Origin of the sequence: Rathayibacter sp. AY1C1 (genome assembly GCF_002932105.1) — a bacterium.
Taxonomy (GTDB): Bacteria; Actinomycetota; Actinomycetes; order Actinomycetales; family Microbacteriaceae; genus Rathayibacter.
Genome location: NZ_PSWH01000007.1, coordinates 1 through 13,960 on the forward strand (window position 1 = coordinate 1; position 13,960 = coordinate 13,960).

Genomic DNA, 13,960 nt, shown 5'->3' on the forward strand with positions numbered 1-13,960 from the left:
ATGTGTCTAAGAGACATATACCCGGCGGGCGGCCCTCGAGGGCGGAGGGGGCTACTCCGCGGTGGGAGCGTCGACGCCGGGCTCGGCGGTGGGAGTGGGGAGCGCGGTCCGGGCGGGGTCGGCCGTCGGGGTGACGGTCGGCGTCGCGGAGGGCGCGGGAGTCAGCGTCGAGTAGGCCTCGAGGGCGTTCGTCAGGACGGGGACGAGGAGCTCCTTGCCCTGCTCGGAGCCGTACTGGAAGTAGACGGGGAGCAGGCCGCCGGGAATGGTGTCGATGTCGTCCATCTGGACGGCCTCGGTGCTGTCGGGGCGGACCTCGGTACGGCCGGGGACGGCGTCGACGGTGTCGCTGGTGCGGCCCGCGGAGCCCTCGTACTGCACCTCGACGCTCAGCGCCTCATCGGTGGAGTTCACGAGCGTCACGATCAGGGTGCCGGCCTCGCCGTCGTCCGAGACGATCATCGCGTTGCGGATGGCGAGATCGCCGATCGTCGCGCCGACTCCGTCGCTCGGGTCGTAGATCTTGCGCGTCGCCTGCGGGGCGACGAGGTTGCAGCCGGCGGTAGCGAGGGCGACGCCGACCGCGAGAACGACGGATGCAGCGATACGCGCCTTCACAGGAACCTCCAGATCGTCGGCCCCGCTCGCCCCGGACAGGGCGACTTCACTGTGCACGAGCCGACACCAGGCTAGCGTAGCGAGCACCGCGGCTCCGCCCGTCCGGACTCCCGTCCCGCTCGGCGCGCATGGTAATCTGTCCGCCGCTGAAAGGACGTCGCATGCAGTTCGAGGTCGGAGAGACGGTCGTCTACCCCCATCACGGAGCCGCCACGATCGCCGAGGTGAAGACCCGGACGATCAAGGGCCAGGAGAAGACGTACCTGAAGCTCCGCGTCGCGCAGGGCGACCTCGTCATCGAGGTGCCCGCCGACAACGTCGACCTGGTCGGCGTCCGCGACGTCATCGGCCGCGAGGGCGTCGAGCGCGTGTTCGAGGTCCTGCGCGCCGAGGTCGTCGAGGAGCCGACCAACTGGTCGCGCCGCTACAAGGCCAACCTCGAGAAGCTCGGGTCCGGCGACGTCGTCAAGGTCTCCGAGGTCGTCCGCGACCTCACCCGCCGCGACCGCGACCGCGGCCTCTCAGCGGGGGAGAAGAGCATGCTCGCCAAGGCCCGCCAGATCCTCGTCTCCGAGCTCGCCCTGGCCGAGAAGACCGACGAGGACGCCGCCTCCGTGCTCCTCGACGAGGTCCTCGCATCCTGAACGGTCCGGCCGGCGCGCCGACCGCGGCCGTCGTCGTCGTCGCCGCCGGCAGCGGCACGAGGCTCGGCCGCGAGCGCCCCAAGGCCTACGTCGACTGCGCGGGGCGGACGATCCTCGAGCGCAGCCTGCGCACGGTGCTGCTGCTCGCGGAGCCGGTCCAGATCGTCGTCGTGGCTCCCGCCGCCCTCCTCGAGGAGACGGCCGCTCTCGCGCACGCCGCCGGCGCCCCGGACGGCTCCGTCAGCGTCGTCGCCGGAGGCGCCAGCCGCCAGGAGTCGGTCGCTCGGGGGCTCCGGGCGCTCGGCCCGGCCGTGGAGACGGTGCTCGTGCACGACGCCGCCCGCGCCCTCACGCCCGTCGACCAGTTCGAGCGGGTGATCGCGGCGGTCCGGGAGACGCGCGGTGGAGTGATCCCGGGTCTGCCGGTCACCGACACGATCAAGCGCATCCGCGCCGACGGCGGGATCCTCGGCACGGTGGACCGCTCCGAGCTCGCCGCGGTGCAGACGCCGCAGGGCTTCCCGCGCGCGCTCCTCGACGAGGCCTACGCCTCGGCGGAGGAGGACTTCACCGACGACGCGGCGCTCCTCGCCTCGCGCGGCGGTCCCTCGATCGTCGTCGCCGGCGATCCGCTCGCCTTCAAGATCACCACCCCCTGGGACCTGGCCCGCGCCGAGCAGGTGCTCGCACCGCCGCCCGTCGTCGTCGTGCCGCGCGTCGGCATCGGCACGGACGTGCACGCCTTCGACGACGCGTCGCCGCTCTGGCTGGCCGGGCTGCACTGGCCGGGGGAGCGGGGCCTGTCCGGGCACAGCGACGGCGATCCGGTCGCCCACGCGATCTGCGACGCGCTCCTGGCGGCGGCGGGTCTCGGCGACATCGGCTCCCGCTTCGGCACGGCCGACCCGCGCTTCGCGGACGCCCACGGCGAGGTCTTCCTCCGCGCGACCCGCGAGCTGGTGGAGGCCGCCGGCTTCGCCGTCGGCAACGTCTCGGTGCAGCTCATCGGCAACCGCCCGAAGTTCTCGCCGCGGCGCGAGGAGGCGCAGAGGCTGCTCTCGGACCTGCTCGGCGCACCGGTCAGCGTCGCCGCCACCACCTCGGACGCGCTGGGCTTCACCGGCCGGGGCGAGGGGGTCGCCGCGACCGCGACGGCACTCGTCCTCCCCACCCCCGCTGTCGCCCGGTAGTCCCCGGGCGGAGCCGCCGACCCGGCCGGGAGCGGTCCGCCCGGTAAACTCGCCCGCGTGACTCTGCGACTGCATGACTCGAAGGCCCAGGCCCTCGTCGATTTCGTCCCCCTCCGCGAGAACGAGGTCGGGATGTACGTCTGCGGACCCACCGTTCAGTCCTCGCCCCACATCGGGCACCTGCGCTCCGCCCTCGCCTACGACCAGCTGCGCCGCTGGCTGGCGTACCGCGGCTTCCAGGTCACCCTGGTGCGCAACGTCACCGACATCGACGACAAGATCCTCGCCATCGCCGAGGACGCGCGGCGTCGGGTGCCCGAGGGCGCGCCGGTCGAGCAGTGGTGGGCCCTCGCCTACCGCGTGGAGCTCGAGTTCACCGCCGCGTACACGGCCCTCGGCATCCTCCCGCCGACCTACGAGCCGCGCGCGACCGCGAGCATCGCCGAGATGATCACGCTCATCCAGACCCTGATCGAGCGCGGTCACGCCTACCCGGCGCCCGACGACTCCGGCGACGTCTACTTCGACACGCGGTCCTGGCCGGACTACGGCTCACTCACCCACCAGCGCCTCGAGAGCATGGAGGCGGCGACCGACGCCGACCCGCGCGGCAAGCGCGACCCGCACGACTTCGCTCTCTGGAAGGGCGCCAAGCCGGAGGAGCCCGAGTCGGCCGCCTGGGCCTCGCCGTGGGGCGCCGGCCGCCCCGGCTGGCACATCGAGTGCTCCGCGATGTCGACGAAGTACCTCGGCACCCAGTTCGACATCCACGGCGGCGGGCTCGACCTGCGCTTCCCCCACCACGAGAACGAGCTCGCCCAGTCCAGCGCCGCCGGCCACGCCTTCGCCAGCTACTGGCTGCACAACGGCCTCGTGTCCGTCACCGGCCAGAAGATGAGTAAGTCGCTCGGCAACTCGGTGTTCGCCTCCGAGCTGCTCGAAGCGGCCCGCCCGCTCGTCGTCCGCTACTACCTCGGCTCGGCCCACTACCGCTCCACCCTCGAGTTCCACGACGGGGCCCTCGAGGAGGCCGAAGCGGCGCTGGAGCGGATCGAGGGCTTCCTCGAGCGCTCCCGCCGCCGCCTCGACGGCACGCGGTTCGCCGCGCTCGGCGAGCCGGTGGTTCCGGAGGAGTTCGCCGAGGCGATGGACGACGACCTGTCCGTCCCGCAGGCCATCGGCGTCCTGCACGAGACCGTGCGCGCCGGCAACGCCGCCCTCGACGCCGAGGACCTCGGCTCCGTCTCGGCCCTGCGCACCCAGGTGCTCGCGATGGCGGCCGTGCTCGGCATCGACCCGGAGGCGCCCGAGTGGGCGCGCTCCGACGACGAACCCTCGTACCGCGCGCTCAGCGTGCTGGTCGACCGCCTGGTCGCCGAACGCCAGACCGCGCGCGAGCAGCGCGACTGGGCGAGCGCCGATCGCATCCGAACCGATCTCGCCGCGGCGGGAATCACGATCGAAGACACCCAGACGGGTGCACATTGGAGTCTCGATGGCGAATAAGCCCGGCCGCCCCGGAGCGGTCCGAAAGAAGAGCAAGGGCAAGGCCGTCGGTTCCGGCGGTCAGGGCCGTCAGGCCCTCGAGGGCAAGAAGCCCACGCCCAAGGCCGAGGACCGGCCCTACCACCCCGCAGGCAAGGCGAAGCTCGCGCGCGAGCGCTTCGTCGCCGCAGGCGGCAAGGGCCGCCCCGGCGGAGCCCTCTCCGCGGCCGCCCGCGGACAGGGGCGCCCCGCTCCGTCGCGCAAGCCCAAGAGCGGCGACGACTTCGAGATGGTGACGGGCCGGAACTCGGTCCTCGAGGCGCTGCGCGCCAGCATCCCGGCCACCACCCTCTACCTGGCGACCCGCATCGAGATGGACGACCGGGTCAAGGAGGCGCTCAAGATCGCCACGGCCCGCGGCCTTCCCGTGCTCGAGGTCATGCGCCCGGAGCTCGACCGACTCGCCGGCCCCGACTCCGTGCACCAGGGCCTCGTGCTGAAGGTGCCGCCCTACGAGTACGCCCACCCGAGCGACATGCTCGAGCGCAGCGTCTCCCGCGGAGCGGTCCCCCTCCTCGTCGCCCTCGACGGCATCACCGACCCGCGCAACCTCGGAGCGATCATCCGCTCCGTCGCCGCGTTCGGCGGACAGGGCGTCATCGTCCCGCAGCGCCGCTCCGTGGGCCTCAACTCCGCCGCCTGGAAGACCTCCGCCGGAGCCGCCGCACGCATCCCCGTCGCGATGGCGTCCAACCTCACCGCCACGATCAAGGACTTCAAGCGCGCGGGCGTCTTCGTCATCGGACTCGACGGCGACGGCGACGTGATGCTCCCCGGCCTCGAACTCGCCGACCGGCCGCTCCTCGTCGTCGTCGGCAGCGAGGGCAAGGGCCTCTCCCGCCTCGTCACCGAGCAGTGCGACGCCGTCGTCTCCATCCCGATCAGCTCCGCCACCGAATCCCTCAACGCCGGGATCGCGGCGTCGGTCGCGCTCTACGAGATCTCCAAACTCCGCTCCGCCTCCGAGTAGCGCGGGCACCGGCACGGCGATCTGCGGCGTTGTCGTCGGGCGCGATACCGCCGGTATCGCTTCCTCCTCCGCCTTGCAGCTCACCGCGCCGGCACCCGCGCTACGGGTCTGGATGTCGGAGGCGCCGCCTGCGGCGAGCGGAGCGGAGCGCCGCCTGCGGCGAGCGGAGCGGAGCGCCGCCTGCGGCGAGCGGACCGAGTGCGCCGCCTGCGGAGAGCGAGCCGGGGGGATGCGGAGAGGGCCCGTGCTGACAGCGCGGGCCCTCTTGCGGCGGTGGGAGGGGTCAGACGTTCTTCGTCCAGTCGACGTCGGCGTCCTCGTCGGTGAGCTCGGCGTCGCCGGACTCGTCGAGGACGAGGTTCGGGAGGGTCAGCGCCTCGGTGGGAGGAGCTATCACCGTCGCCTCGTCGCGGCGGTGACGCAGGATGTCGTTCACGTAGGCGGTGACCGCCTCCGCCAGGGGGACGTCGCGCGCCTGCTGCTGCGACATGAACCAGCGGTGCTCGAGCAGCTGGTGGAACATCTCAGCCGGCTCCAGGCGACCCTTGAGATCGCGGGGGATCGAGCGGATGACCGGCTCGAACACCTGCGCCAGCCACTCGTGCGCCACCATCTCCTCGTCCAGGCCCTGCTTGTCGTAGGTCGCCGTGTACGAGTCGAGGTCGTTGAGCAGGCGCCGCGCCTGGTTCTCCTGCGCGTCCAGCCCGGTGAGACGGAGCAGCCGCCGCTGGTGGTGGCCGGCGTCGACCACCTTCGGCTGGATCCGCACCGTGGACCCGGCCTCGTCGGTCTTGATCGCGAGCTCCTCGATGTCGAAGCCCAGCTCGTTCAGCCGGTTCACGCGGTCGTTGATCCGCCAGCGCTCCGAGGTCGCGAACGACTCGGCACCGGTCAGCTCCTTCCAGAGGCTGCGGTACGCCGCGACGATGCCGTCGGAGACCGTGATCGGATCGAGGTCGTCGTCGACGCGACCGCCGGCCTCGAGGTCGAGCAGCTCGCCGGCGATGTTGACGCGGGCGATCTCCAGATCGTTCTCGCGCTGGCCGTTCGAGAGGCCGCCCGAGTAGAGCTGCCCGGTCTCCGCATCGACCAGGTAGGCGGCGAAGGCGCCGGCATCGCGCCGGAAGAGAGTGTTCGAGAGCGAGACGTCGCCCCAGAAGAAGCCGATCACGTGCAGGCGGACCAGGAGGAGCGCCAGCGCGTCGACCAGACGGGTCGCCGTGTCCGGCCGCAGCGTCTGCGAGAAGAGCGCCCGGTAGGGGAGCGAGAACTTGAGGTGACGGGTGACGAGCACGGCGGGCAGGGCCTCGCCCTCGTCGTCGGTGCGGTTCGTGATCACCGCGCCCGGAACCACGCACGGCACGTCGAGGCGCTGCAGCGTCTTCAGCATCTCGTACTCGCGCCGCGACATCTCGGCGGTCGTCTCCTTGACGGCGACGACGTGTCCGGAGAGGTGGGCGAAGCGGACCGTGTGCCGCGAGATGCCCTTCGGCAGGGCGGCGATGTACTCGTCGGGCCAGTCGTCGAGCCGCAGGTTCCACGGCAGGTCGAGCAGGGCCGGGTCGACGGTGGCCGAGGTGATGTTCAGGGAGCCGGACATGGTGCGCCGTTCGTGTCGCGTGTCGGACGGTGGGGAGCCGCAGACGACGCTGCCGCCGCCCTGGAGGGGACGGCGGCAGCGTGCGGTGCAGGAGGAGGCTCAGGAGAGGCGCTCGCCCGACTCCGCGTCGAAGATGTGCACGCGGTGGTTCGCGGTCACGTACACGCGGTCGCCCGCGGTCGGGTGCACGCGGCCGTCGACGCGCGCGACGATGTCGGTGCGGCGGCCCTCGACCTCGGTGTGGCCGTAGAGGTAGCCGTCCGAGCCGAGCTCCTCGATGAGGTCGACCTCGATCGGCAGTCCGCCGGGCTGGGTCGAGACGGTGACGTCCTCGGGGCGCACGCCGAGCGTGACGACCTTCTGGCTCGTCTTCGCGAGCGCCTCGCGGGCGATCGGGAGGACGGTGTCGCCGAACTTGACGCCGCCGTCGGTGACGTCCGCGTGGAACAGGTTCATCGCGGGCGAGCCGATGAAGCCGGCCACGAAGACGTTGTTCGGGTTCTCGTACAGGTCGCGGGGCGAGCCGACCTGCTGGAGGAGGCCGTCCTTGAGGACCGCGATGCGGTCGCCCATGGTGAGCGCCTCGGTCTGGTCGTGGGTGACGTAGACCGTGGTGATGCCCAGGCGGCGCTGCAGCGTGCCGATCTGGGTGCGGGTGGACACGCGGAGCTTGGCGTCGAGGTTCGACAGCGGCTCGTCCATGAGGAAGACCTGGGGCTTGCGGACGATGGCGCGGCCCATCGCGACGCGCTGGCGCTGGCCACCGGAGAGCGCCTTCGGCTTGCGGTTCAGGTAGGGCTCGAGGTCGAGCATCTTCGCGGCCTCGAGGACCCGCGCGGCGCGCTCGTCCTTGTTGACGCCGGCGATCTTGAGCGCGAAGCCCATGTTCTCGGCGACCGACATGTGCGGGTACAGCGCGTAGTTCTGGAAGACCATCGCGATGTCGCGGTCCTTCGGCGGCACGTCCGTGACGTTGCGGTCGCCGATGAGGATGCGGCCCTCGTTGACCTCTTCGAGGCCGGCGAGCATGCGCAGGGAGGTGGACTTGCCGCAGCCGGAGGGGCCGACGAGGACGAGGAACTCGCCGTCGCCCACCTCGAGGTTGAGCTTGTCGACGGAGGCGCGAGTGGCCCCGGGGTAGACGCGGGACGCGTGGTCGAAAGTTACGGACGCCATTGTTCTTGCTCCTTCACCGGCAGGTACGTGCCGGACGATCCGAGTGAATGGAAGTGATGGTCATCATCGCGTGGGCGACTCCGACCAACCGTCACAGTATGCCACGGGGCCGACAGTCGTCGGTCGGGCACCGCGTATCCGTCGTTTGGAGGTTTCCCAGGGCTCGCGCGTAGGATTCCGGCGAGTCGCGCCCGGCGACCCCCTTCTTCCCCCTCTCTCATTCGGAGCGTTCTTGTCATGACCACCGGCGGAGCCAACGACCGTCTCTCGAAGAACCAGCGACGAGAGGCCGCCCGAGAGAAGGCGCGCCGCCTGCGCGAGCAGCAGAAGCGCCGCGACCGCGTGAGCCGCTTCGCCCTGCAGGGCGGGCTCGCCGCCGTCGTGATCGCGGTCGTCGTGATCGTGGTCTTCGCCGTCACCTCGAGCATCCGCCCCGCGGGCCCGGGCCCGGCGAACATGGCGAGCGACGGTGTCGTCATCGGCGAGAACATGGTCGCGCAGACGAGCGGCGCCGTCGCCGCCGACGGGACGCCCACCCCCAGCGCGCTCGACACCTCGGCCGGCACGGTCGACATCCGGGTCTACCTCGACTACCTCTGCCCCTACTGCGGCCAGTTCGAGAAGACCAACGGCGACCAGATCAAGGAGTGGGTGACCAGCGGTGCCGCGACGGTCGAGATCCACCCGATCGCGATCCTCACGACCCGCTCCAACGGAACCAAGTACTCGGAGCGCTCGGCCAACGCCGCCGCGTGCGTCGCGGACCGCTCGCCCGACTCCTTCTTCGACTTCAACTCCCTGCTGTTCGCCAACCAGCCGGCGGAGGGGACAGACGGACTCTCGGACGACCAGTTGAAGGACTACGCCTCGCAGGCCGGCGTCGAGGACACGGCGGCCGTGAACACCTGCATCGACGACCAGAGCTTCGTGAGCTGGGTCCGCGCCGCGACCGAGCGCGCCACATCGGGTCCGCTGCCCGGCACGGACGTGCCCGCTGTCACGGGCACCCCGACCGTCCTGGTCAACGGCGAGGCGTACTCGGGCTCGCTGACCGACCCGGACGCCTTCAGCTCCTTCGTGCTCTCGGCCGCCGCCGACTCCTACTCGTCGGCGACTCCCGCGCCCACCTCCTCCGAGACCCCGGCGCCGAGTGACACGCCCGCCTCGACCGAGGCCCCCGCGTCGACCGAGACGCCCGCGTCGACCGAGACCCCCGCTCCCAGCGACGCCCCGGTCTCCACCGAGGCTCCGGCCTCCTCCGAGCCCACTCCGGCCGCAGCGGGCTGAGCCCCGGACGCGCAGGAACCCCGCGCATGCAGAAGGCCCCGACCGCACACAGCGGTCGGGGCCTTCCTCTCTCCTGAGCCGACGACGGGACTTGAACCCGTAACCGCCCGATTACAAGTCGGGTGCGCTACCAATTGCGCCACGTCGGCAGGTGCGCTCGCGCGCCCGGCCACCCTATCGCGGGCCCCGGATCCGCCCGGATCGGGGCCCGCCGCGTCTCACGGTTCGAGGATGCTGAGGTGCCGCTCGGCGGGAGCGGGACGCTTGGGGCCGCCGATCTTCCCGTCGGGACGGCCGACGTAGAGCCAGCCGAGCAGCTCCTCGCCCTTCTCGAGGCGATGCGCCTTCCGCACGGCCTTGTCGCGCGTGTAGGAGCCGGTGCGCCAGAAGACGCCCCAGCCCGCCTCGTCGAGCAGCAGGCTCAGGAGGTGGGCGACGCCCGAGGCGACGGCCTCCTGCTCCCAGGCCGGCACCTTCGACTTCTTGACGCTGACCACGACGGCCAGCAGCAGGGAGGCGCGGTGCGTCTTCTCGATGTACTTCCGCGGGTCCTTCTTCGCCCCCGAGGCGACCGCGAAGCTGCGGCCGACCCGGTCGCGGGCGGCGCCGCGGATCTCGATGACCCGCCACGGGCGCAGCGAGCTGTGATCGGCGAGACGCGACGCCGCCGAGACGAACGCCGCGATCTCGTCGTGCCCCGGAGCCTCCGGCGTCACCCTCGAGCGCGATCGGCGCGCGAGGACGGCCTCGAGCACGGGGGAGGAGGACACGGTCACTCGCCCTCGGCCTGGAAGTTCAGGGCGATCGAGTTCATGCAGTAGCGGTCGCCGGTGGGCGTGCCGAAGCCGTCGGGGAAGACGTGTCCCAGGTGGGATCCGCAGTTCGCGCAGCGGACCTCGGTGCGGACCATGCCGAGGGTGCTGTCCTCGATCAGCTGGACCGCGTCCGGGTTCACGGACTCGTAGAAGCTCGGCCAGCCGCAGCCGGAATCGAACTTGGTGCCGCTCTTGAAGAGCTCGGCGTTGCAGGCGGCACAGGTGTAGAGGCCGGAGCGGTGCTCGTCGAGCAACTCGCCGGTCCACGGGCGCTCGGTGGCCGCTTCGCGCAGGACCGCGTACTGGTCGCGGTCGAGCTCCTCGCGCCACTCGGCGTCGGACTTGTTCACGGAATACGACGACATGGGTCTCCCTCGGAATCCTCGTCAGTGTACGGGGGCGGTCGCGCCCCTCCACCTGGTCCAACCCCCGGGACGACGGCTCCATTCCGCCTCCGCGGGCTCTGGAGGAGACTCCCCGCCGGCACGCCGCGACGCGGTTACGAGCCGTTCGGAGCGCCTCACCGGCGGCGGCCGTGGGCCTGCCTACCCTGGAGGAATGAGCAGGACGACGGACCCGAGGCCGGGCACCGGTCTGTCCGAGCGCGAGCTGCGGGTGCTCGCCTTCGAGCGCGAGTGGACGGCCCGCTCCGGGGACAAGGACGACGCGATCCGCTCCCAGTTCGGACTGTCGGCCGCCCGCTACTATCAGGTGCTCAGCGCGGTGCTCGCCTCTCCGGCCGCCCTCGCGCACGACCCGATGCTCGTCACGCGGCTGCAGCGCATCCGCGACCAGCGCGCCGGCGCCCGCGCCTCGCGACGCCTCGGGCGCCTCGAGTAGACGAGCTGCTCGAGTCCACCAACGGAAGGCCGGCCGTACCCCCGATGTCGAACACGCACCCGAGAGACCGCTTCGACGAGGTCCCGGCGACGGAGGCGCGCGTCGGCGCCCACCGCCGGCCGCCGGCCCCTCACGCCCGCGCCGTCGCGCTCGCCTGGGCCGCGCTCGCCACCGGAGTCATCGTCCTGCTCGGCTTCATCGGGCTGCTGGTCATCGACGACCGGGTGCAGTTCACGGACGTGTTCACTCCGCCCACCGCGACCGCGGAGGCGACTCCGACCGCTGCCGCGACGCTCGATCCCGAGCTCGCCGTCGCCGTCCTCAACGGCACCGCCACCGTCGGACTCGCCGCCAGCGCCGGCGACGCCCTGACGACGGCCGGCTGGAGCGTCCCGACCGTCGCGAACGCGAACACCGAGGACATCGCCGCCACGACCGTCTACTTCACCGACCCGGCGCTCGAGGGAGCGGCCCTCGGTCTCGTCGACTCGCTCGGAACGGGGACCGTCCTGCTCTCGCAGGACTTCGTCGAGACGGGCTCCGTCGTCGTGGTCCTGGGGGCCGATTACGCGTCCGAGCAGGGCTGATCGGGGCCCTCTGTTACGGGCACGTTTCCTCCGTGTTGAATCCCGGGCAACTCTTCCCCGCGAGGCCCTCTCCCGCCCCTTCCGGGCCCGATCGTCGGATTAGTATTCCTGACCAGGCACCAGCACATCGCTCGTGCCGCGGGCATCACAGCACTGGGGAGTACAGAGATGGCGAACGGAACCGTCAAGTGGTTCAACGCTGAGAAGGGCTACGGCTTCATCACGGTCGACGGCGGCGGACAGGACGTCTTCGTCCACTACTCCGCGATCGACATGTCGGGGTACAAGGTCCTCGAGGAGGGGCAGCAGGTCGCGTTCGAGGTCGGCACGGGGTCGAAGGGCCCCCAGGCCGAATCGGTCCGCCCGGCCTGACCACCGAGCCTCCCGGGAGCCGTCGTCCGCCTCGTGCGGGCGGCGGCTCCTTCGTGTCGGAGCGCGTGCCGGTCGCTTGCACTCGTCCACCGCGAGTGCCAGAATCGACCTTGGCACTCGCTCCGGTCGAGTGCCAGCACAGACATTTCACGACGTCCGGGAGGGACGAGAAACACACATGGCCAAGATCATTGCTTTTGACGAAGAAGCCCGCCGCGGCCTCGAGCGTGGACTCAACACTCTGGCCGACGCGGTCAAGGTGACCCTCGGCCCGCGCGGCCGCAACGTCGTCCTCGAGAAGAAGTGGGGCGCTCCCACCATCACGAACGACGGCGTCTCCATCGCCAAGGAGATCGAGCTCGACGAGCCGTACGAGAAGATCGGCGCCGAGCTCGTCAAGGAGGTCGCCAAGAAGACCGACGACGTCGCCGGCGACGGAACCACCACCGCGACCGTCCTCGCTCAGGCGCTCGTCCGCGAGGGCCTGCGCAACGTCGCGGCCGGCGCCGACCCGATCAGCCTCAAGAAGGGCATCGAGAAGGCCGTCAAGGCCGTCACCGCCGAGCTCATCGCCGGCGCGAAGGCGATCGAGACCAAGGAGGAGATCGCGGCGACCGCCTCCATCTCCGCCGCGGACCCCGAGATCGGCGCGATCATCGCCGAGGCGATCGACAAGGTCGGCAAGGAGGGCGTCGTCACCGTCGAGGAGTCGAACACCTTCGGCACCGAGCTCGAGCTCACCGAGGGCATGCGCTTCGACAAGGGCTACCTGTCGCAGTACTTCGTGACCGACCCCGACCGCCAGGAGGCGGTGTTCGAGGACCCCTACATCCTCATCGTCAACTCCAAGGTCTCGAACATCAAGGACCTGCTCCCGGTCGTCGACAAGGTGATCCAGGCGGGCAAGCAGCTGCTGATCATCGCCGAGGACGTCGACGGCGAGGCGCTGGCGACCCTGGTCGTCAACAAGATCCGCGGCATCTTCAAGTCGGTCGCCGTCAAGGCCCCCGGCTTCGGCGACCGTCGCAAGGCGCAGCTCCAGGACATCGCGATCCTCACCGGCGGCCAGGTCATCTCCGAGGAGGTCGGCCTCAAGCTCGAGAACGTCACCCTCGACCTGCTCGGCTCGGCCCGCAAGGTCGTCATCACCAAGGACGAGACCACGATCGTCGAGGGTGCCGGCGATGCCGAGGCCATCGCCGGCCGCGTCGCGCAGATCCGCGGCGAGATCGAGAACACCGACAGCGACTACGACCGCGAGAAGCTCCAGGAGCGCCTCGCGAAGCTCGCCGGCGGCGTCGCGGTCATCAAGGCCGGGGCGGCGACCGAGGTCGAGCTCAAGGAGCGCAAGCACCGCATCGAGGACGCCGTCCGCAACGCGAAGGCCGCCGTCGAGGAGGGCATCGTCGCCGGTGGTGGCGTCGCCCTCATCCAGGCCGGCAAGCTCGCCTTCGAGAAGCTCGAGCTCGTCGGAGACGAGGCGACCGGCGCGAACATCGTCAAGGTCGCCATCGACGCCCCGCTCAAGCAGATCGCCCTCAACGCGGGCATGGAGCCCGGCGTCGTCGCTGCGAAGGTCCGCGAGCTGCCCACCGGACACGGCCTCAACGCCGCGACCGGCGAGTACGTCGACCTCATCGCCGCGGGCATCATCGACCCGGTCAAGGTCACGCGCTCCGCTCTGCAGAACGCGGCGTCGATCGCCGGTCTCTTCCTCACCACGGAGGCCGTCGTCGCCGACAAGCCCGAGAAGAACCCGGTCGCTGCGGGCGGCGACCCCACCGGAGGCATGGACTTCTAGTCCAGGCCCCCCACCACGCAGAAGGCGGTTCCCCTCCGGGGGAGCCGCCTTCGGCGTTTCCGGAGGCATCTGACCGAGTAGCGGGCGGCCCCACCGGCAGGTGGTCCTGGATCCGCTCCGCAACCACAACGGCGGTCCTCCTGCGGTGGCACCGCCCTCCGCGCCGCCTCGGTCTCCTCAGCGGACACCGGCACCGGAAGCGCGTGGAAGGCGCCGGTGCGGGTCGCGACGTCCGGGGTCAGGGCGGAGATGTCTTCGGCGGAACGGATGCGGACGGCGACTCCGCAGGATCCGGCGACGCGGCATCCGTCGAGCGTCGGGCCTCATTTCCAGCGGTCCGGGCGGGCTCGCCGCCCGGTGGTCCCCAAGAGGAGAGAGTGAGCTGCGCGCGGCCGTGAGCGCCGGGTGCGCGAGGTCACGGTCGCCCCGGGCCGATCGATCCGTGCCGCTCGCGGACGTCGACGGGAGAGCCCGGACCGAAGGGGCCCCCGAGGAGGGACGGACCGCGGTGCGGA

The 13,960-nt window shown here is 71.3% G+C and carries 14 protein-coding genes and 1 tRNA gene; 9 read left to right on the plus strand and 6 right to left on the minus strand.

Annotated elements, in window-relative coordinates; genetic code table 11:
• Positions 1–51: 51 nt before the first annotated feature.
• Positions 52–618, minus strand: coding sequence for a hypothetical protein (locus C5C71_RS04895; protein ID WP_104224588.1), 567 nt, complete (start codon positions 616–618; stop codon positions 52–54).
• Positions 619–779: 161 nt separating this feature from the next.
• On the opposite strand from C5C71_RS04895, the gene C5C71_RS04900 reads away from it, so the two are divergent.
• From C5C71_RS04900 to rlmB, 4 genes are read left to right on the plus strand one after another with little or no spacing between them, the layout of a single operon-like run.
• The gene (locus tag C5C71_RS04900; RefSeq protein ID WP_104224589.1) at positions 780–1,262 is read left to right on the plus strand and encodes a CarD family transcriptional regulator; all 483 of its coding nucleotides are present in this window, start codon (positions 780–782) and stop codon (positions 1,260–1,262) included.
• Positions 1,256–2,452, plus strand: a complete 1,197-nt coding sequence (gene ispD / locus C5C71_RS04905; RefSeq protein ID WP_104337280.1) for a 2-C-methyl-D-erythritol 4-phosphate cytidylyltransferase — start codon at positions 1,256–1,258, stop codon at positions 2,450–2,452. Before C5C71_RS04900 ends, ispD begins: the two co-directional genes overlap by 7 nt.
• A gap of 57 nt (positions 2,453–2,509) precedes the next feature.
• On the plus strand, positions 2,510–3,958 hold the full coding sequence (cysS, locus tag C5C71_RS04910; protein ID WP_104224590.1) for a cysteine--tRNA ligase: 1,449 nt from the start codon (positions 2,510–2,512) through the stop codon (positions 3,956–3,958).
• Complete coding sequence (gene rlmB / locus C5C71_RS04915; protein WP_104337241.1) at positions 3,948–4,967, plus strand: 23S rRNA (guanosine(2251)-2'-O)-methyltransferase RlmB; 1,020 nt, start codon at positions 3,948–3,950, stop codon at positions 4,965–4,967. Before cysS ends, rlmB begins: the two co-directional genes overlap by 11 nt.
• 283 nt (positions 4,968–5,250) lie before the next feature.
• On the opposite strand, the gene C5C71_RS04920 is transcribed toward rlmB, so the two are convergent.
• Both C5C71_RS04920 and C5C71_RS04925 read right to left on the minus strand, forming a co-directional pair.
• The gene (locus C5C71_RS04920; protein WP_104226481.1) at positions 5,251–6,567 is read right to left on the minus strand and encodes a DUF4032 domain-containing protein; all 1,317 of its coding nucleotides are present in this window, start codon (positions 6,565–6,567) and stop codon (positions 5,251–5,253) included.
• A gap of 99 nt (positions 6,568–6,666) precedes the next feature.
• Positions 6,667–7,743, minus strand: coding sequence for an ABC transporter ATP-binding protein (locus tag C5C71_RS04925; RefSeq protein ID WP_104224593.1), 1,077 nt, complete (start codon positions 7,741–7,743; stop codon positions 6,667–6,669).
• A gap of 237 nt (positions 7,744–7,980) precedes the next feature.
• On the opposite strand from C5C71_RS04925, the gene C5C71_RS04930 reads away from it, so the two are divergent.
• Positions 7,981–9,030, plus strand: a complete 1,050-nt coding sequence (locus C5C71_RS04930) for a thioredoxin domain-containing protein (protein WP_104224594.1) — start codon at positions 7,981–7,983, stop codon at positions 9,028–9,030.
• Between the two features lie 76 nt (positions 9,031–9,106).
• Here C5C71_RS04930 and C5C71_RS04935 read toward each other — a convergent pair.
• From C5C71_RS04935 to msrB, 3 genes are all read right to left on the minus strand, one after another.
• Positions 9,107–9,179 (minus strand) — tRNA-Thr (locus tag C5C71_RS04935).
• A 69-nt stretch (positions 9,180–9,248) separates the two neighbouring features.
• The gene (locus C5C71_RS04940; protein ID WP_104337242.1) at positions 9,249–9,806 is read right to left on the minus strand and encodes a nitroreductase family protein; all 558 of its coding nucleotides are present in this window, start codon (positions 9,804–9,806) and stop codon (positions 9,249–9,251) included.
• On the minus strand, positions 9,803–10,210 hold the full coding sequence (gene msrB, locus C5C71_RS04945; protein WP_104255437.1) for a peptide-methionine (R)-S-oxide reductase MsrB: 408 nt from the start codon (positions 10,208–10,210) through the stop codon (positions 9,803–9,805). The genes C5C71_RS04940 and msrB overlap by 4 nt, the downstream gene beginning before the upstream one ends.
• A gap of 193 nt (positions 10,211–10,403) precedes the next feature.
• Here msrB and C5C71_RS04950 point away from each other — a divergent pair, with 193 nt between their 5' ends.
• The 4 genes from C5C71_RS04950 to groL all read left to right on the plus strand — a co-directional run bounded on the left by C5C71_RS04950 (position 10,404) and on the right by groL (position 13,445).
• Positions 10,404–10,685, plus strand: coding sequence for a DUF3263 domain-containing protein (locus tag C5C71_RS04950; protein WP_104224597.1), 282 nt, complete (start codon positions 10,404–10,406; stop codon positions 10,683–10,685).
• A gap of 44 nt (positions 10,686–10,729) precedes the next feature.
• The gene (locus C5C71_RS04955) at positions 10,730–11,272 is read left to right on the plus strand and encodes a LytR C-terminal domain-containing protein (RefSeq protein WP_104337243.1); all 543 of its coding nucleotides are present in this window, start codon (positions 10,730–10,732) and stop codon (positions 11,270–11,272) included.
• Between the two features lie 168 nt (positions 11,273–11,440).
• Entirely contained in the window at positions 11,441–11,644 is a 204-nt protein-coding gene (locus tag C5C71_RS04960) for a cold-shock protein (RefSeq protein WP_104224599.1), read from the plus strand.
• Positions 11,645–11,822: 178 nt separating this feature from the next.
• On the plus strand, positions 11,823–13,445 hold the full coding sequence (groL, locus tag C5C71_RS04965) for a chaperonin GroEL (protein WP_104224600.1): 1,623 nt from the start codon (positions 11,823–11,825) through the stop codon (positions 13,443–13,445).
• Positions 13,446–13,960 lie beyond the last annotated feature (515 nt).

Coding starts and splice junctions, on each gene's coding strand:
- C5C71_RS04955 (WP_104337243.1), top strand. CDS start 10,730: ATGTCGAACACGCACCCGAGAGACCGCTTCGACGAGGTCCCGGCGACG.
- C5C71_RS04950 (WP_104224597.1), top strand. CDS start 10,404: ATGAGCAGGACGACGGACCCGAGGCCGGGCACCGGTCTGTCCGAGCGC.
- C5C71_RS04960 (WP_104224599.1), top strand. CDS start 11,441: ATGGCGAACGGAACCGTCAAGTGGTTCAACGCTGAGAAGGGCTACGGC.
- rlmB (WP_104337241.1), top strand. CDS start 3,948: ATGGCGAATAAGCCCGGCCGCCCCGGAGCGGTCCGAAAGAAGAGCAAG.
- C5C71_RS04920 (WP_104226481.1), bottom strand. CDS start 6,567: ATGTCCGGCTCCCTGAACATCACCTCGGCCACCGTCGACCCGGCCCTG.
- C5C71_RS04930 (WP_104224594.1), top strand. CDS start 7,981: ATGACCACCGGCGGAGCCAACGACCGTCTCTCGAAGAACCAGCGACGA.
- C5C71_RS04900 (WP_104224589.1), top strand. CDS start 780: ATGCAGTTCGAGGTCGGAGAGACGGTCGTCTACCCCCATCACGGAGCC.
- groL (WP_104224600.1), top strand. CDS start 11,823: ATGGCCAAGATCATTGCTTTTGACGAAGAAGCCCGCCGCGGCCTCGAG.
- msrB (WP_104255437.1), bottom strand. CDS start 10,210: ATGTCGTCGTATTCCGTGAACAAGTCCGACGCCGAGTGGCGCGAGGAG.
- C5C71_RS04925 (WP_104224593.1), bottom strand. CDS start 7,743: ATGGCGTCCGTAACTTTCGACCACGCGTCCCGCGTCTACCCCGGGGCC.